Source organism: Pararhizobium sp. DWP1-1-3 (genome assembly GCF_049896125.1).
Lineage (GTDB): Bacteria > Pseudomonadota > Alphaproteobacteria > Rhizobiales > Rhizobiaceae > Pararhizobium.
On sequence record NZ_JAFCTR010000002.1, the window covers coordinates 564,230 to 581,557 of the forward strand.

20 protein-coding genes are annotated in these 17,328 nt (G+C 59.4%); 1 reads left to right on the forward strand and 19 read right to left on the reverse strand.

Going from position 1 to position 17,328, the window contains the following annotated elements:
* Window positions 1-4: 4 nt before the first annotated feature.
* From ACP7BS_RS07275 to ACP7BS_RS07365, 19 genes are all read right to left on the reverse strand, one after another.
* The gene (locus ACP7BS_RS07275) at window positions 5-1,243 is read right to left on the reverse strand and encodes a MotB family protein (RefSeq protein WP_426237263.1); all 1,239 of its coding nucleotides are present in this window, start codon (window positions 1,241-1,243) and stop codon (window positions 5-7) included.
* Window positions 1,240-1,896 carry a hypothetical protein gene (locus ACP7BS_RS07280; protein ID WP_426237265.1) on the reverse strand — a complete coding sequence of 219 codons (657 nt, stop codon included), beginning with the start codon at window positions 1,894-1,896 and terminating at the stop codon, window positions 1,240-1,242. The genes ACP7BS_RS07275 and ACP7BS_RS07280 overlap by 4 nt, the downstream gene beginning before the upstream one ends.
* Window positions 1,897-2,463: 567 nt before the next feature.
* Entirely contained in the window at window positions 2,464-3,429 is a 966-nt protein-coding gene (locus tag ACP7BS_RS07285) for a flagellin (RefSeq protein ID WP_426229083.1), read from the reverse strand.
* Between the two features lie 337 nt (window positions 3,430-3,766).
* The gene (locus tag ACP7BS_RS07290; protein WP_426237267.1) at window positions 3,767-4,729 is read right to left on the reverse strand and encodes a flagellin; all 963 of its coding nucleotides are present in this window, start codon (window positions 4,727-4,729) and stop codon (window positions 3,767-3,769) included.
* Window positions 4,730-5,005: 276 nt separating this feature from the next.
* Window positions 5,006-5,968, reverse strand: coding sequence for a flagellin (locus ACP7BS_RS07295; protein WP_426229085.1), 963 nt, complete (start codon window positions 5,966-5,968; stop codon window positions 5,006-5,008).
* Window positions 5,969-6,288: 320 nt separating this feature from the next.
* The gene (gene fliP, locus ACP7BS_RS07300; protein ID WP_113245438.1) at window positions 6,289-7,026 is read right to left on the reverse strand and encodes a flagellar type III secretion system pore protein FliP; all 738 of its coding nucleotides are present in this window, start codon (window positions 7,024-7,026) and stop codon (window positions 6,289-6,291) included.
* A gap of 7 nt (window positions 7,027-7,033) precedes the next feature.
* On the reverse strand, window positions 7,034-7,579 hold the full coding sequence (locus tag ACP7BS_RS07305) for a flagellar basal body-associated FliL family protein (protein ID WP_426229086.1): 546 nt from the start codon (window positions 7,577-7,579) through the stop codon (window positions 7,034-7,036).
* Window positions 7,580-7,673: 94 nt separating this feature from the next.
* Window positions 7,674-8,384, reverse strand: a complete 711-nt coding sequence (gene flgH / locus ACP7BS_RS07310; protein WP_426123754.1) for a flagellar basal body L-ring protein FlgH — start codon at window positions 8,382-8,384, stop codon at window positions 7,674-7,676.
* Window positions 8,381-8,875, reverse strand: a complete 495-nt coding sequence (locus ACP7BS_RS07315; protein ID WP_426229438.1) for a MotE family protein — start codon at window positions 8,873-8,875, stop codon at window positions 8,381-8,383. Before ACP7BS_RS07315 ends, flgH begins: the two co-directional genes overlap by 4 nt.
* 47 nt (window positions 8,876-8,922) lie before the next feature.
* Window positions 8,923-10,038: a flagellar basal body P-ring protein FlgI gene (locus ACP7BS_RS07320; protein WP_426229087.1), complete on the reverse strand. Its 1,116-nt coding sequence runs from the start codon at window positions 10,036-10,038 to the stop codon at window positions 8,923-8,925.
* Window positions 10,035-10,556 (reverse strand): flagellar basal body P-ring formation chaperone FlgA, encoded by a 522-nt coding sequence (gene flgA / locus ACP7BS_RS07325; protein ID WP_426237269.1) that lies wholly within the window; start codon window positions 10,554-10,556, stop codon window positions 10,035-10,037. The genes ACP7BS_RS07320 and flgA overlap by 4 nt, the downstream gene beginning before the upstream one ends.
* A gap of 17 nt (window positions 10,557-10,573) precedes the next feature.
* On the reverse strand, window positions 10,574-11,362 hold the full coding sequence (gene flgG, locus ACP7BS_RS07330; RefSeq protein ID WP_426229089.1) for a flagellar basal-body rod protein FlgG: 789 nt from the start codon (window positions 11,360-11,362) through the stop codon (window positions 10,574-10,576).
* Between the two features lie 12 nt (window positions 11,363-11,374).
* Complete coding sequence (locus ACP7BS_RS07335) at window positions 11,375-11,710, reverse strand: flagellar hook-basal body complex protein FliE (protein WP_426229090.1); 336 nt, start codon at window positions 11,708-11,710, stop codon at window positions 11,375-11,377.
* The gene (flgC, locus tag ACP7BS_RS07340; RefSeq protein WP_426229091.1) at window positions 11,710-12,129 is read right to left on the reverse strand and encodes a flagellar basal body rod protein FlgC; all 420 of its coding nucleotides are present in this window, start codon (window positions 12,127-12,129) and stop codon (window positions 11,710-11,712) included. Before flgC ends, ACP7BS_RS07335 begins: the two co-directional genes overlap by 1 nt.
* A 5-nt stretch (window positions 12,130-12,134) precedes the next feature.
* Entirely contained in the window at window positions 12,135-12,515 is a 381-nt protein-coding gene (flgB, locus tag ACP7BS_RS07345; protein ID WP_426229092.1) for a flagellar basal body rod protein FlgB, read from the reverse strand.
* A 226-nt stretch (window positions 12,516-12,741) separates the two neighbouring features.
* Window positions 12,742-13,281, reverse strand: coding sequence for a flagellar protein (locus ACP7BS_RS07350; protein ID WP_426237271.1), 540 nt, complete (start codon window positions 13,279-13,281; stop codon window positions 12,742-12,744).
* Window positions 13,282-13,284: 3 nt separating this feature from the next.
* Window positions 13,285-14,679, reverse strand: a complete 1,395-nt coding sequence (gene fliI, locus ACP7BS_RS07355) for a flagellar protein export ATPase FliI (RefSeq protein ID WP_426237273.1) — start codon at window positions 14,677-14,679, stop codon at window positions 13,285-13,287.
* A 77-nt stretch (window positions 14,680-14,756) separates the two neighbouring features.
* Window positions 14,757-15,482 carry a flagellar basal-body rod protein FlgF gene (gene flgF, locus ACP7BS_RS07360; RefSeq protein WP_426229095.1) on the reverse strand — a complete coding sequence of 242 codons (726 nt, stop codon included), beginning with the start codon at window positions 15,480-15,482 and terminating at the stop codon, window positions 14,757-14,759.
* Between the two features lies 1 nt (window position 15,483).
* On the reverse strand, window positions 15,484-16,263 hold the full coding sequence (locus ACP7BS_RS07365) for a DUF1217 domain-containing protein (protein WP_426229096.1): 780 nt from the start codon (window positions 16,261-16,263) through the stop codon (window positions 15,484-15,486).
* A gap of 183 nt (window positions 16,264-16,446) precedes the next feature.
* Here ACP7BS_RS07365 and motA point away from each other — a divergent pair, with 183 nt between their 5' ends.
* The gene (gene motA, locus ACP7BS_RS07370; RefSeq protein WP_113552311.1) at window positions 16,447-17,325 is read left to right on the forward strand and encodes a flagellar motor stator protein MotA; all 879 of its coding nucleotides are present in this window, start codon (window positions 16,447-16,449) and stop codon (window positions 17,323-17,325) included.
* Window positions 17,326-17,328: the final 3 nt, after the last annotated feature.

Genomic DNA, 17,328 nt, shown 5'->3' on the forward strand with positions numbered 1-17,328 from the left:
ACCATCAGCCCTGGTTCGTCTGCAGCAGGATTTCGATGCGGCGATTGGCCGGCGCCAGCGGGTCCTTCGTATCCTGGAGGCGCTTGTCGGCGAAGCCGCTGATCTGGCTGACACGGCTCTCGGCGAGGCCGCCGCGGATGAGCATGTAATAGGCGCTCTGGGCACGATCGGACGACAGCCGCCAGTTATCGTAGGCGCCCTTCTTGAACGGGCGGCCATCGGTATGGCCGCGAATGGCGATGGCGCCGCTGCGAGCAGAAAGAAGCTTGCCGATTTTCTCCATGGCGATAACCATGTCCTTTTCAGGCACAGCAGAGCCCAGCCCGAACATTGGCGTATCGCCCTGCTCGCTGATCGTTACCAGAAGGCCGCCCTCGGTCGGAGTGACCAGCAGTCCTTCGGCGAGTTTGCCGGCCGAGCCGCCGATTTCCTTCTCGATCTCGGCTTTCAGAGCCTTGGCAGCATCTTCGCCGGACTTGACCGGCATTGCGTTCCCGGAAGCTGCAGGCGGGTCAATCGCCGTCTTGCCGGACGCATCCTTCTGTGCCGCTTCGGACTGCTCTGCAGAAGTAACGACTTTTTCCTTGGCGGCGTCTTCCTTGGCGGCGTCTGCAGGACCATCTCCGGCCTTCGCCTCAAGACTGTCACCGCCTTTTTCCGCGTTCTGCAGTTCGACCTGCTTCGTCCAGAAATCCGGATCGAACGGGTCGCGATAGGCTTCGCCCCCCTCTGCGCCGGTCGCAGGTCCGGACGTCGAGGCGCCGCCATCACCCTTGGCACTGATATTGGCGTTGCGGCCGACTTCATTGACGATTTCGGACATTACCGAATAGGGGTTCTCGAAGAAGTCGGCGTCGGAATACTGCGTTTCCTCGCCGGAGGTCGCAGTCATGTCGTCACCGTTCTTCGCCGAACCGCCGGTCTTGGTCTCGGTGCCATCGACCTTCGACTTCATCTGGTCTTCTTCACCCTTGGCATCCTTGGCCGGCTGCTTGACGCCCTTTTCGGATGGCTTTGCATCGGTCAGCTGCACGGGGTTGAAGTAGGAGGCAAGCGCTGCCTTGGTCTGCGGATTGGCCGCGTTGATCAGCCACATGACGAGAAAGAATGCCATCATCGCCGTCATGAAGTCGGCATAGGCGATCTTCCAGGCGCCACCGTGATGTCCGTCATGGCCGCCACTGTGACGCTTGATGATGATGATTTCGTTCTTGCCGTGGTGATGGCCGTCGTTCTCGTTCATGCCAGCACCTTGCCAACGGTATCGGCCCAGGCGGCCATGCGCGTCACCAGAATGGAATCGCCGAACTCGACCGAGAGATCGATGTCGTCGGATTCCAGATGGCGGAAAATCAGGGTTTCATCATTCAGATGACGTTTCAGCGCCTCGAACAGCGCTACGGGTCCCTTCACGGTGATCTTGACGCCTTCGCCGGAGCCGAGCGACAGCGTGATCATCCGGGCGAGATCAGCGATGGATTTCTGCAACAGCACGTCGTCCATGACAGGGGCCAGCGCCCGCGCCGTCTGATCCGACAGCATGGTCACAAGCTGCGAGCCCATATCGGAAAAGCGATCATAGATCATTGCGGCAATTTCATTTTCGCAGCGCACCCGCGTAGCCTCAAGTTCGGCAGCATGGCGCGTATTCAGCGCGGCAATTTCCGCGTCATGAAGAGCTGTCTGCTCGCTTTCCGCTTCACTGCGTCCCCGAGCGAACGCATCGCGGCGCTCTGCGTCAATGTCGATTTGCGGTTGGGCCTGCGGCTTCATGGCAAAAGCACCGTTGGCCGGAAAATCGTCGTCCAGGTCCGGAAAATACCGTGGTGGAACCAGGGACAGATCGACTTTCGGAACGCTGAAATCCTTGAGGTAGCGGGAAATGGACGCACTCATCGGCAGCCTCCGGTAAACCGGACCACGGTCAAGCCGGCCGCCCGTTGGTTTGTGGACGGCACTGGGCTAACAAGCCTGAAAACATAAGACTGTGACACTTCCGGAATGTCTCCTTCAGGACCCTGCGGAGCGAGAGTGCCGCGCGGCCCGAACATTTTCAATCCGTACCAGCCCGATGCCGGGAGGACCGGCTTGCAAGCAGCATACAACGGCAGCACGACAATCATGTCGGCTGGCAACCCGGATGAGGATGGCTGCGGTTGGAGACTATCCGGTCAAACTTGTGCGAAAATGTAGGTCACAGATATATCCGGCCCCGGTGGGAAGTCTCCTGCATGCGAGACCGGTATAGCACCGAGGATCGATGACGGGAGCCGCTAGAATAAGGCTCCTGTCATCCATCCTCGGTATGAGGTGTTGGACCGCGCTTGGGCAATGAGCGCGGTCCAACCGTTTCCACCTGCCGATGACCGCGGCTTGGCGGAAAAGAGTTCGCAGCCCCGCAAAAGGGCAGCGACTGAGGATGCGCGAACCGGTTTCATGCCCGCCGGTCCGGCGCGTCTGGGCTTATTGCTGGAACAGGCGCAGGATGTTTTCCGAATTGGTATTGGCGATCGAGAGCGCCTGGATACCGAGCTGCTGCTGCGTCTGCAGCGCCTTCAACCGGGTCGATTCCTCGTTCATGTCGGCGTCAACCAGGCGGCCGACGCCCTTGTCGATCACATCCATCAGATTGGCGACGAAGTTTTCCTGCATGTCGATGCGGCTGGTGATGGCACCCAGCGTCGACGCGGAGTCAGTCAGGTTACTGAAAATGGCATCGACGGCTTTGATCATGCCTTCGATATCATCATAGCTGGTGCTGGCCGTCAGTTCTATGAGGTTGCCTGCAGCCGCAGTGGCGCCGGCAAACGCAAGCAATTTGTAGGTTGCAGTTGCAGTCGTCGCACCATTTGGCTGGGTGACCCCAACAGACTTGGTCAGCTGGCCGAGCGAAGCGTTCTTCGTATCGATCAGGATCGACGCTGCCGTGTTATAGTCCAGCGTCGAGACCGACACGGTACCGTTGGTCGACCGGTTGAAGGACGCGACGATAGACTTTGTGCCCGCAGGCGTCGTGCTGTCATTGTACAGCCAGTTTTCACCCGAGAAAGAAGCGGATTCAGCCGCTGACGCCAGCTGGTTCTTGAGCTCCGTCAGTTCCTTGTTGATCTTGGTCTTGTCCACGCCCGGCTCGCGCGCGGCGACCAGCTTGGCCTTGATCTCGGAGACAACGTCGATCGCGGAGCTCATACCGGCGTAGGATGTATCGACCTTCGCCGCACCCAGCCCGAGCGCGTCCTGAACGGTCGAGAGGGCTGCATTGTCCGAACGCATGGTGGTCGCGATCGACCAGTACGCGGCGTTGTCGGCTGCGGTTTCGACGCGGTAGCCGGACGAAATGCGGTTTTGTACTTCTTCCATGTTCGAGTTGATCGAACGCAATGTCTGGAGAGCCGCCATAGCGGCGGAATTGGTCAAAATGCTGGTCATGGTCATTGCCCCAGTTCGAAATTAAACGGAACATTCCGGATCGTAACCGGTAGCGACGGGACCAGCGTCATGCAAACTGCCCTATGTTTAGCCCAAGGACAGCCTATCGCTCTTAACGAACACTTAACAGTCACATGGTTAACAAATCATTAAGCGCGTTAGCAAGTCGGTAATGAAAATGAACGAAAATAAAACTCAATTGCCACTTCGTTAACGGCCGCGGTGCCCGACATGCAGGCACGAAAAAACCGCGCCCCTTGCGGGACGCGGCTTGCGAAATATCCGGCGGATCGGTGATGAATTCGACCCGCCGGCGCTATCGTCCTGCCTGTTCCGATTAACGGAAGAGCGAGAGAATGTTTTCCGAGTTGGAGTTGGCGATCGAGAGAGCCTGGATGCCGAGCTGCTGCTGTGTCTGCAGAGCCTTGAGGCGGGTCGACTCTTCGTTCATGTCGGCATCGACGAGACGGCCGACACCCTTGTCGATCACGTCCATCAGGTCGGCCATGAAGTCGTCCTGCATCGAGATGCGCTTGTTGGTCGCGCCGAGCGTTGCAGCCGAGTCCGTCAGGTTCGTCAGCATCTTGTCGACGGCACTGATCATGCCTTCGATGCTGTCGTCGCTGGTGGATGCCGTCAATGTGATCTGCGTGCCCGTCGCGCCGGTCGCACCAGCTGTGTTGATCAGGCGGTAGGTGGCGGTGGTGGTGGTTGCGCCGCTCGGCTGGGTGACCGTGATGTCCTTGGTCAGCTGGCCGTTCGAAGCCGTCTTGGTGTCGATCAGAACAGAGGTGGCAGCGTCGAATTTCAGGACGCCGACAGCTACGTTGCCGGAAGAGTCACGTGTGAACGAGCCGACCATTTCCTTGGTGCCGAGGGCAGTGGACGAGTCGTTGTAGAGCCAGTTTTCACCGGAGAAGGAAGCCGACTGCGCCGTCGAAACCAACTGGTTCTTCAGTTCGGTCAGTTCCTTGTCGATCTTCAGCTTGTCAACACCCGGTTCGCGGGAGGCAACCAGCTTGGCCTTGATTTCGGAGACGACGTCGATGGCTGCGTTCAAACCGGTATAGGCTGTGTCTGTCTTGGCAGCGCCGAGACCGAGAGCGTCCTGAACCGTGGAAAGAGCCTTGTTGTCCGACTTCATGGTCGTAGCGATCGACCAGTAAGCAGCGTTATCGGCAGCGGTTTCGACGCGCAGGCCCGAGGACACGCGGCCTTGCGTCGTTTCCATGCCGGAATTGATCGAACGCAGGGTCGAGAGTGCTGCCATTGCAGCCGAATTGGTGAGAATGCTTGTCATGGTATTTACTGCCCCTTTTGAACAGGTGAAATGGAAGGGACATTCCGGTCAGTACCGGGAAACAGCGGCCAGCTTCATGCCTGTTAACGCGTTAATTTTCTTGGTTAACCCGCTGTTTCGATGACCATAGAAAACACCAACATGGTTAAAGAAAACCTAAAGGAGGAAAACTTTTTTTCGTGGCAAAGAAAAAACCGCACCTCTTGCGAGATGCGGTTTTCGATAGGTCGCGGAACCGGCCGTTTGGGGGGGATGGCGGCCCCGCGCCGTTTTCGATTAACGGAACAGCGACAGGATGTTCTGCGAGTCCGAGTTGGCGATCGAGAGAGCCTGGATGCCGAGCTGCTGCTGTGTCTGCAGAGCCTTGAGGCGGGTCGACTCTTCGTTCATGTCGGCATCGACGAGACGGCCGACACCCTTGTCGATCACGTCCATCAGGTCGGCCATGAAGTCGTCCTGCATCGAGATGCGCTTGTTGGTCGCGCCGAGCGTTGCAGCCGAGTCCGTCAGGTTCGTCAGCATCTTGTCGACGGCACTGATCATGCCTTCGATGCTGTCGTCGCTGGTGGATGCCGTCAATGTGATCTGCGTGCCCGTCGCGCCGGTCGAACCAGCTGTGTTGATCAGGCGGTAGGTGGCGGTGGTGGTGGTTGCGCCGCTCGGCTGGGTGACCGTGATGTCCTTGGTCAGCTGGCCGTTCGAAGCCGTCTTGGTGTCGATCAGAACAGAGGTGGCAGCGTCGAATTTCAGGACGCCGACAGCTACGTTGCCGGAAGCGTCACGTGTGAACGAGCCGACCATCTCCTTGGTGCCGACGGCAGTGGCCGTGTCGTTGTAGAGCCAGTTTTCACCGGAGAAGGAAGCCGACTGCGCCGTCGAAACCAGCTGGTTCTTCAGTTCGGTCAGTTCCTTGTCGATCTTCAGCTTGTCAACGCCCGGCTCGCGGGCAGCAACCAGCTTTTGCTTGATTTCGGAAACGACGTCGATGGCAGCGTTCAGACCGGTATAGGCTGTGTCTGTCTTGGCAGCGCCGAGACCGAGAGCGTCCTGAACCGTGGAAAGAGCCTTGTTGTCCGACTTCATGGTCGTAGCGATCGACCAGTAAGCAGCGTTGTCGGATGCGTTACCAACCTTGAGGCCGGACGAAATACGACCCTGGGTCGATTCCATGTCCGAGCTGATGGAGCGCAGCGTCGCGAGTGCAGTCATTGCGGAAGAGTTTGTCAGGATGCTTGTCATTGGGGTTGTCCCTCTGGATACAAAATACAAGATTGGGGACATACCGGACTAAAATACTTACCGGTGATAACGGCTCGGCATCATGCCACTCGGCTCCTGATTGGTCAGGAAATCCAAATCCGTTATGTGAGGGTAATGTCGCAGGCAAACATTGCGATATGTTTAAATGCCCTGTGAATATGCGAGCGTCACGGCCCGCCAAGACACGCGACCGGCATCGCAGATCCTCAGTAATTATTATTATAATTCAATGACTTAGAAAATTTTTCGCGATACGTCCGTGTCGAAAAAGAGACGGAACGTTAACCACGACTGCGGGATCAGTTGAAAGATCGCACCAGGCTGCCGACCAACAGGTTCCAGCCGTCGATAAGGACGAAGAAGAGGATCTTGAACGGCAGCGAAATGGATGTGGGCGGCAGCATCATCATGCCCATCGCCATTGTGATCGTCGCGACGATCAGGTCGATCACCAGGAACGGCAGCATGATCAGGAAGCCGATCTCGAACCCGCGCCTGATCTCTGAAATCATGAACGCCGGCACGACAGCACGCAAATCGACCCTGTCGCCGACGACGACCGTCTGTCCCTTCTCCTTGGCGATGTCGATGAACAGCTGCAGGTCCTTATCGCGGGTATTGGCAAGCATGAATTCCCGGAACGGTTCGGCAATGCGTGTCATTGCCTCCGTTTCATTGATCTGGTTCTGCAGGAGCGGATTGACGCCGTTCTGCCAGGCCCGGTCGAAGGTCGGCGCCATGACATAGAAGGTCATGAACAGCGCGAGGCTGACCATGATCATATTGGACGGCGTCGTGGCGAGCCCCATGCCGGTGCGCAGGATCGCAAAAGCGATGACGAAGCGCGGAAAGCTCGTCACCATGATGAGAATGCCAGGGGCGACCGACAGGACGGTCAAAAGGCCGAATGTGCGGATGATCCAGGACGCCACCGAGCCGTCGATGGGCGTGTTGAGGATATCGGCGGGAAAGCCTTGCGCTCCCGCGATACCCGACATCGCCAGCATGGCGGCTATGAATGCGATAGTCCGGATCATGAGCGAATCATTGGATAACAAACGTCCTGAAGATGACATTGGTTACGCGCCCTTCGGAGCGCAGGTCAACCCGTTCTTCGATGTCATCCTTGAGATATTGAAATCCGCGCGGTCCCTGGATCTGCTGCAATGATACGGTCTTCAGATAAGCGGCGATATCCTGATGGATCTGCTCTGCCATAGCCACATCCGGGGCGCCCTTGAAAAGAAGAGCAACTTCAAGCCTGATCCAGTTTTCGGTCGGATAGGCAAGGTTGGTGGTGATCGCATCGAGCTGGACGACGCCGTTGGCTTCGGTTGCGATTTTCGGCAACCCTTCGTCTTTCTTGCCAGCCTCACCTTCTGGTTTCAGGCCAGCATTTTTCAGGGCGACTGCTGCCTTGGCTTCCTCGACGATCCTGGCTTCCTCGGTGCTGAGAGGTTTGGGTGCCAGCATGCCGCCGACTAGCCAGCCGCCGCCGCCTGCGATCAAGGTCAGGACCGCAAGCGCCGCGATCATGACGACCGGCGATGACTTTTTCGGACCGCCATTGGCGAGATCGGCATCTTCCATCTTCAAAATCCATCAAGAGTTGGCCGCTACAGCGCCGCGCGTCATTCACGACGCACAAAGGTCGCTGTAGCACTTTAAATCTGCTGCCGATCCGTCAGATCGGCGACACGATATCCATGACCTGCTGGCCCCATGGTGGCTGCTGGACTTCGGTCAACCGGCCACGTCCACCGTAGGAGATGCGCGCCTCGGCGATTTTCTCGTAGGAAATCATGTTCTTCGCGTCGACGTCGTAGGGCCGGACGATACCCGCGACATTGAGAATGCGGATTTCGTGATTGACCCGGACCTCCTGGGAGCCGCTGATCAGCAGATTGCCGTTTTCGAGCACGCCGGTGACGACGGCTGCCACCAGCAAGACGAGCTTTTCGGAGCGCTCGGTCGTACCCTCGCCCTTGGACTTGGTGTTCGAGCCGTAGTCCAGCCCGCCCTTCCAGCCGAAATCGCTCGATTCCGATTGGCCGTTCGCGCCAATCTTGAACCCGCTGTCATTGGTGCGGCTGCGGTCCGTCTTGTTGTCGAACGATGCCTTGTCGTCGATACGGATATCGACGGTCAGGATATCGCCGACTTTCAGCGCGCGGGCATCCTTGAATAGGGCTGACTGATTGTCGCTCCAGAGCGAATAGCCGTTCATGACCTGGCGCGGCTCCTTCGGATACATCGCCATCTGCGGCGTCTGGGCGTATTGCAGCCCGCTGCCGATCGGGCTCATGGCCGGAGCCCTGCCGATCTCGTTGAAGGTCTGGTTCTGGCATCCCGACAGCAGGCTGGCGGCGAGAAGAACCGAAATCGGATATCTCATGACGGTTCCTTCGATGTGTCCGGGTCTGTGGCGCTGGAAATGACATTGGTGACAACCGCCGCCTTTTCATTGCTCATTTCGCTGAGAATCAGGCTCGATTGGCGCGGCGGAAGCTGCATGAGGATCGCCGCGGCGACACCCGGATTGACAAGCTCCAGCTTGGCTGCCGCCGCATCCGCCTTCATGGTCTTGTAGATTCCGACCAGGCCGATCTGGGCCTGTTTGAGAAAATCGTTGCGGCGCTTCAGCCAGTCCTCGTATTCGGCGCGGCGCTTCTCCAGCGTCGCGATACGTTCGTCGATATCGAACTGCAGCTTCTCGAGGTCTTTCTTCTGCAGAAGATACCGCTGGTCACGCGCCGCGTCGGCGATATTGGTGCAGAACTGCTGGATCTCATTGCCGTTGGCCGGGATGCCCACAGCCGGCGCAGCGACCTCCTGGGCAAAGGCGCCGGGTATGGCCAACATGGTGCAGCCGGCGGCGATCAACATCAGACGGCGGCGCAGGCCGTTGGAAGCGCTGGGAGGACGATATGTCATCATTGCAAGACAAGCTCCGCCTGAAGGGCGCCGGCTGTCTTGATGCCCTGGAGAATGGAAATGATGCCGTCCGGTTTCACCCCGATACTATTGAGGCCCGAGACCAGAGAGCGCAGGTTGGAACCATCGAGGATCGCGACGGTTCCGCCATCCTCGGACGCCTGGATTGTCGTATTCGGTTCGATCTCGGTACGCCCCCGCGAGAACGGCTCCGGCTGCACGACGGTCGGCGTTTCGGTTACCTGAACCGTCAATGTTCCATAGCTGACGGCGACCTGGTTGATCCGCACATCCTGTCCGATGACGATCGTGCCGGTCCGTTCGTTGATGACCACGCGCGCGGGCACATCGGTCTCGACGACGAGGTTTTCGATATCGGCCATCAGGCGGGACAGATCGGCCATCTTCGGCTTGTCGATAACAACCGCCTGGGAATCGCGCGCCTCGGCGATGCTGCCGCCAAACTGGGTCTTGCCGTAGCGATTGATGGCCGCGGCCATGCCGACAGCCGTCGAAAAGTCCGGATTTCTCAGCTGCAGAACGAGATTGAACCCATCCTTGAACTTGGCCGGCAGTTCGCGCTCGATGATCGCACCGTTCGGAACGCGGCCGGATGTGGTGATCCCTTGCGTTACCGATGCGGCATCCCCCTGCGCACTGAAACCGGTGACGACGACGGATCCCTGCGCGACCGCATAAATCTGTCCGTCGGCGCCGGAAAGCGAGGTCATCACCAGCGTACCGCCACGAAGCGAGGTGGAATCGCCAAGCGACCCGACCGTGACGTCGATGCGGCTGCCGGGGCTGGCAAAGGGCGGCAGGTTGGCGGTGACCAGAACCGCTGCAATGTTCTTCGAACGGGATTCGTTGTCCTGCGTCGAGATCCCGAGGTTCTGCAGCATGGCGCGCAGCGATTGCGCCGTGAACGGTGCGGAGCGCAGACTGTCGCCGGTGCCCTGAAGGCCGACCACCAGACCATAGCCGATCAACTGGTTTTCGCGTCCCGACTGCAGCGAGGCGATATCCTTGATGCGCGACGCGGCCTGTGCCGGCGCGATCGTCATCGAAAGCACGGCAGCAATTGCCAGGCACCATTTGCCGAAACGAAAGATCATTTTGCCACCACGTGAATTGTACCGTCATCCATCACCGTTCCGGAGACGATGATGCCGGAATCGGTGTTGCGCACCCGGATGAGATCGCCGACTGCGGCATTTTCCAGCGGGGCTCCGCCGGCTGTGATCGTCAGGGGGCCGTTGGTAAAGACGATCCGGACCGCCTTGCCGCGCTCGACCGCATAGGGTTCGCGCAATGCCGAGAAGAGGATGACGCGCCCTTGCAGCAGGGTGCGGCTGGTCACCTTGCCGGTCACCTGTTCCGTCGAGACCGCATAGTCGCCGGCCAGAGCTGGATTGGTCACCTCGACCTCCTCCAGCCGATTGCCATCGATGACCTCGCCCGGATAGATCGTCTGGGTCGGAATGACAGCCATGCGCTTTTCGGCCAGGGCATGGGCTGGAAGCACCAACCCGGCGCCCATGGCCCCAGCGACGGCCAACGCCCGCAGAAGCAAACCTCCGCGGGGAGTGGCAGCTTTCAATAGCAGCACATTGACAGTCCGGCGAAACGTCATGTTTGCCAATCCCTCTTTTATCTCAGGTTCTTGCTGACCGTCGCAGCCATTTCGTCGGCGGCCTGGATGATCTTGGAATTCATTTCATAGGCGCGCTGAGCCGAGATCAGGTCGGTGATTTCCTTGACCGGATCGACGTTCGACGCTTCGAGGTATTTCTGCTTGATCTGTGCATAACCCGGATCGGCCGGAGTGCCGATGACCGCCTCGCCGGACGCCGGCGTCTGCTTGAAGAGATTGTCCCCCTGCGGCTCAAGACCTGCCTCGTTGACGAAGTTGGCAATCGTCAGCTGGCCTAGCACGGTGGGGACGGTGTCGTTGCCGACACGCACCGAGACCTCACCCGAGGCGCTGACGGTGACCTCGCTGGCGTTTTGCGGCACGGTGATCTCCGGCACGACCGTGTAGCCATCGATGGTCACGAGCTGGCCATCGGCATTGGTGTTGAAGGCACCGGCGCGCGTATAGGCCGTTTCGCCGTCCGGCGTCTCGATCTGGAACCAGCCGCGGCCGATCAGCGCCATGTCCAGATTGTTGCCGGTGCTGATCAGGCTGCCCTGCAGATGCAGGTTGCGGACGGCGGAGGTCTGCACACCGAGGCCGATCATGGCACCTTCCGGAACGATCGCCTGGTTGGCGCGGTTCGGCACGCCCTGAGCGCGCTCCGTCTGGTAGAGAAGGTCGGAGAACTCCGCCCGCGCGCGCTTGTAGCCGGTGGTGTTGATGTTCGCGATATTGTTCGCGATCACTTCCAGGTTCAGCTGCTGGGCGTTCATGCCTGTCGCGGCGATCGAAAGAGCCTTCATTACATTTTTCCTTTAGATCGGCATGCGTGCGATTTCGAGATAGGCACTGACGACCTTGTCCCGGATGGCGATGGCGGTTTGCAGCGACTGCTCGGCATTCATGACGGAATCGATGACTTCGCGGGTATTGGCTTCGCCGCGAATGCCCTGGATCGAATTGACTTCCGACTGCCTCAGACCGTTGGTCATCTCGGTCGCCATGTTGCCCATGACTTCGGCAAAGCTCTGAGACTTGCCGGCCGTGGCCGCGCCACCGAGAATGCTCTGGGCGGACGAGGCTGATGATGTGGAGGTGGCGTCCTTGACGGTCGAAATTGCCGCGCTGATAGTTTTGATTGCGTCGATCATTATTGCGATGCCCTGAGAAGGTCGATTGTTGCGGAGATCAGGTCACGTGCCTGCTTCGTGGTCTGGAGATTGGCCTCGTAGGAGCGGTTTGCTTCCCGCATGTCGGCCATTTCGATCATCACGTTGACGTTCGGCATCTTGACCATGCCCTTGGCATCAGCCGCCGGGTTACCCGGATCGAATTCGACGGAGAAGTCGGAATCGTCTGTTCCCAGACGCTGAACCTCGACCGTCGATGCGCCACTGGCGCGATCGACTTCCGCTGCAAAACTGACCGTCTTGCGGCGATAGGGGTCGGTGCCCGGCGCGTCGCCGCTGGAACGTGCGTTGGCAATATTTTCCGAAACGATGCGCAGGCGCGTCGATTCCGCTTCGAGACCGGAGGCCGAAACCTTGAGAGCTGAGACAAGAGGATCCATGGCCGTTATTTCCGTACCGTCATGAGCATCATCCGGTGAAACGCCTTTACGAGGCCGGCATTGAGCTCGTAGTCGCGCTTGATTTCACCGGTCTTCATCAATTCCTTCTCAAGCCGGACGCTGTTGCCCGACTGCTGGACTTCGGCATCGTCCAGCATGCTGGTTTCCGTCACCTGCGCGGCGCTGCTACCATCGGTAAAGTGCGCTGGGTTGGTGGACGCCATCTGGAAGCCGGTTTGCTGCATCACACTTTCGAACGGCTTGACGTCCTTGGCTGCATAATGCGGGGTATTGGCGTTGGCGATGTTCCCGGCGACGACGTTCTGGCGGACTGCCAGCCATTGCGCCTGCCGGGACGCGAGATCGAAAAGCTGTATAGGTTGCATCATGCGACTCCATGCTTGTTGCTGGAGAACCTAGGCACGCAATCTTGCGTGGGACTGAATTGGACGGCATATGGGAAACGCGGCAGATGCGGGCTTTGCGGGCGTGATGCATTTTGGCACTGCATGGTCCTGTGCCACCGGAAAAGCCGGGAACTGGACAGGGGTCCATAGCCCCTTCCCATTCATGGGGCCGGAGCGAACGGCAATTCGATGAAGAACAGCCGGATCAGTCAGCCTGATAAATGTCGCCCTTGGAGGTGATCATCACCCAGCGCCCGTCGCGTTGTTCCAATGTCGCAAGACGGCTATTGTCGGGAAGGGCGGAGCCGATGCGGACAATATACATGCCGCTGCTGTCTTCGATCAGAGCGCGGCCGTTGGCGACATGCATCAGCTTGAAGCCGGTGGCGGATGGAAACGGCTGCTCCAGATCGTCCTGGACGCCGGGCTTCTTCGTCCCCTGCGAATTCGGAACCGTGGCCGTCGTCAGTTGGTCGATGGCGGACTGGGTCGCGGCATCGCGCTCCATCATGGCCGTCGGTGAGGCGGAACCGCCCGTGCCCTCGCGGCCTGGCACGTCGCGCATATTGCCCTGCCACAGCGTCGGCATCGAGAATTTGTCCTGATGCAGGAAGGCATACCAGGGGAAAAATGTGGCTATCGCCGCAAGAACAACGCCTGTTGCTCCGAGCGCCTTGTCGATCAGGGGTGTGCGCTCGCCATACTTGCGCTGCGGGACGACTTCATCGGCGTCATAATCAGTCATGGCTCATCCCCTCCGCATGTTTCCGGCCTGGCCGGCGTTGGCTGCCGCCTTCAGCGCATTGGCAAGGTCGGTGAACGCGTCGAAGGCCGGCCGCTCGCCGGGCGTCTGCTTCAAAATCTCATAGATGACGGGGACCTGCTTGATCGCCATGTCCAGATCCGGATCGCTGCCCGGCCGGTAACCGCCGATCAGACGAAGATCGCGGGTTTCCTCGAAGCGGTGGATCAGCGATTTCAGGCGCCCGACAAGCTTTTCCTGATCCGGCGTCCAGGCTTTTCGCGCCAGACGCGACACCGAAGCCAGCGGATTGACCGGCGGATAGCGGCCTTCCTCGGCAAGGCTGCGGTCCATGACGATATGACCGTCGAGAATACCGCGGGTCGAGTCTGCAATCGGGTCGTTGTGATTGTCGCCGTCGACGAGAATGGAGATGATCGCGGTGATCGTCCCTGCCCCTTCGGCCCCTGGACCGGCGCGTTCCAGCAGCCTTGGCAGCTCGGTGAAGACGGAAGCGGGATAGCCGCGCGCGATCGGCGGCTCGCCCGAAGCGGTGGCAACCTCGCGGATGGCATGGGCAAAACGGGTGACGCTATCGACGATCAGAAGCACATTGTCGCCCTGGTCGCGGTAATGCTCGGCAATCGTCACGGCCGTCAGCGGCGCCATCTTGCGCAGCATCGGGCTTTCGTCGCTGGTCGCGACCACGGCCACCGACTTGGACAGGTTTTCGCCGAGCGTATCCTCGATGAATTCGCGCACTTCACGGCCACGTTCGCCCACCAGCGCGATGACAACCTTATCGAAGGCATCGGCACGCGCCAGCATCGACAGCAGTGTCGACTTGCCGACGCCGGAACCGGCGAAGACGCCGAGACGCTGGCCAAGGCAGAGCGGGGAAAAGATATCGATCGCCCGCACGCCGGTGCGGAAGCCATGCTCGACCCGCTTGCGGGTCATCGACGGCGGTGCAGTATTGGAGATCGGCCGGCGGATATCACCCTGCAGCAGCGGGCCGCGTCCATCGATGGGTTCGCCGAGCGAATTGATCGTGCGGCCGCACCAGGATTCGGTCGGGGCAATGCGGAAGGCGCCCTTGCGGATCACCGTGTCATGGATACCGATCGGATCGCCCGGTTCGATCGGGCACACCACCACGATCTCCTGTTCGACCTTCACGACCTCACCGAGGTGAACGCCGGTTGAACTCTTGTGCGCGACGAAGTCGCCGAGGCGGACATGCCGGGAAAGGCCGGTCACGGTATAGTAACCCGCCGAAATCGACTGGACGTGACCACCCGGTGCGATCGAGAATTCCGGATTGGAATAGCGCCCGACGAGGCCCCCGAGTGCTGCAAGCGACGTCGACGAATTGCTGATCTGGAGTTTGTCGTTCTGCATGCCGGTTCCTGCCGTCTGCCCGCATCGTCGCAAAAGTGCGCCGGGCGTGGCTTTAATCCTGTCGAGAATCAAGGATGCTACTTGCTGCCGCCGAGTGTCTTGATCGCTTCACTCATCGACGTTTCGCTGTCGCGCATCAAAGCCGTAATGTTTTCGAAGGCGCGCGACACCATGATCAGTTGCGACATTTCCTGAACCGGATTGACGTTGGATTCCTCGACATAACCCTGCATCACGCCGACGTCGAAGCGATCGACGACCGGCTCCGGGGGGGAGCTTGGAATGACGGCGCTGTTGTCGTAGCGGGAAAAGCCATTGCTGAAATTGGCTTCATACAGCCCGAGCGATGCGACCTGCGCCCCATCCTGCTGGACGGAGCCATCGGCACCAACCTTGATGTCGCTGGCTTGGGAATTGAGCTGGATCGGCGCACCGCCAGCGTCCAGCACCGGATATCCGCGCAGCGTGACCAGATCGCCCGTTTCCGTTATGGTAAAACGGCCGTCCCGGGTCAGAGCCGTGCCGCCGGGCGTATCGATCTGGAACCAGGCATCCCCCTTGATGGCGAAGTCCAGCTGGTTGCCCGTCCGGTTCAAACCGCCATTGTTGGTGTTGAGGAATTCCTTCCCCTCTGAAACGAACGATACCTTCGTCGGACGCGTGTCACCAAGTATCTGGTTGAATTTCACTTCCGTCGAGCGGAAGCCGACGGTGCTGGAATTGGCGACGTTATCGGCCAGCGTATTCATGCGTTTTTCAAGCGCCATCTGCGAGGAGACGGCAACATAGAGACCGGTCTGCATTTCAGCGTCCCCCGAGTTTCAGCGTATTGATGGAAAGGAGGAGATCGGAGGAAATGCCATAGCCGCTGGATGAGCCGAAGACGGCGAGCGGATCATAAGGGTCCGAAGAATTGCCGAGTTCCCAAAGAGCGGTGAACCGTTCGAGCAGTTTCGACAGCTTGGCCGGATCCTTGAAGTCTTTGATGTCGATTGCCTTGTCGATCGCTGCCGCCTGCTTGTCGATATCGGCAGCGGCAAACTCGTCGGGCATTTGCAGCAAAGTACGGGCGACCTGCGCCAGGGCATCATCAGCCAATAGTCCGAAGGCGCTTGTGACGGTCGGTGCCGTCCGTTCGAAATAGAGCGCCAGGCGAACGCCGGCATTGTCTTCGCCTGCCGTCTGTTCCAGCGTCTGGCGCATGTATTTGTCGGCGACGCCCTTCTGGGCCTTGTCGAAAGACGTTGCCGCCGTGCCGTTGCGGGCAAAATTCAGTGATTCCACCAGACCCGAATAGCGGCTGTCGGTCAGCTGCTTGGCAAACGAGTCGTCCTTGTCCACTCCCTCGGTCAGCACCTTGCGCATGAACGCCTTGGCATAGCCCATGTCTTCGAGGCCGTGCGCCTTGATCGCGTAATTGTAAAGCCGCGTATCGGCGAAGAAGTCATCGATGGTTTTGACGTTGCCGATGTTGGCGAGGTAATACTCGGTTTCGCGCGCCACATCCGGCTGCTCGGACACCCGCTCCAGCGACTTGCTGAGGTTGCCTGCTATCATCTGGTAGCTGGTGTAAGTCGTCGTCACGACACGTCCCCGTTCATCCATTAAAATGACGCATCGCGCGCCGATTGAACGGAAATCTGACCGCTGTTGCTTGCGCGAACCTGTTTCCCCGCAACGCCTTCAAATGTGGCCGACAGCCAGCCTCACGCAAGGCTGGCAGCCTAACCATACCGTCGAAAATCCACCATTGCGGCAGGTATCGAAATGAACATCATCATCGGGCTCCTCTTGACATTGGGCTGTATCCTCGGCGGCTTCATTGCCATGGGCGGCCATATGGAGGTCCTGAACCAGCCCTTCGAACTTGTCATCATCGGCGGCGCCGGCATCGGCGGCTACATCATGGCCAATTCGATGAAGGTGTTGAAAGATACCGGCAAGGCACTCGGCGAGGCCTTCACCCACAAGGTTCCGAAAGAGCGCAATTATCTCGACACGCTGGGGGTTCTCTACAGCCTGATGCGCGACCTGCGCACCAAGTCGCGCAACGAGATCGAAAGCCACATCGACAACCCGGATGAATCCTCGATCTTCCAGTCGGCCCCGACGGTTCTGAAGAACAAGGAACTGACGGCCTTCATCTGTGACTATGTCCGCCTCATCATCATCGGTAACGCCCGCTCCCACGAGATCGAGGCGCTGATGGACGAGGAAATCAACACCATCACCCACGACAAGATGAAGCCCTATCACGCGCTGACGACCATGAGCGATGCCTTCCCGGCCATCGGCATCGTCGCCGCCGTTCTCGGCGTCATCAAGGCGATGGGCGCCATCTCCGAATCGCCGGAAGTGCTGGGCGGCAAGATCGCAGCCGCCCTCGTCGGCACCATGCTCGGCATCTTCCTGTCCTACTGTATCGCCAGCCCGGTGATCGCCAATATCAAGGCCGTCCGCGACAAGCAGAACCGCCTCTACATCATCGTCAAGCAGACGCTGCTGGCCTACATGAACGGCTCTGTGCCCCAGGTTGCGCTCGAATACGGCCGCAAGACCATCTCGGCTTACGAGCGTCCGTCGATCGACGCGGTCGAGCAGGAGATGATGAACCCCGGTGGCGGCGGCGAAAGCAAGGCGGCTTGATCC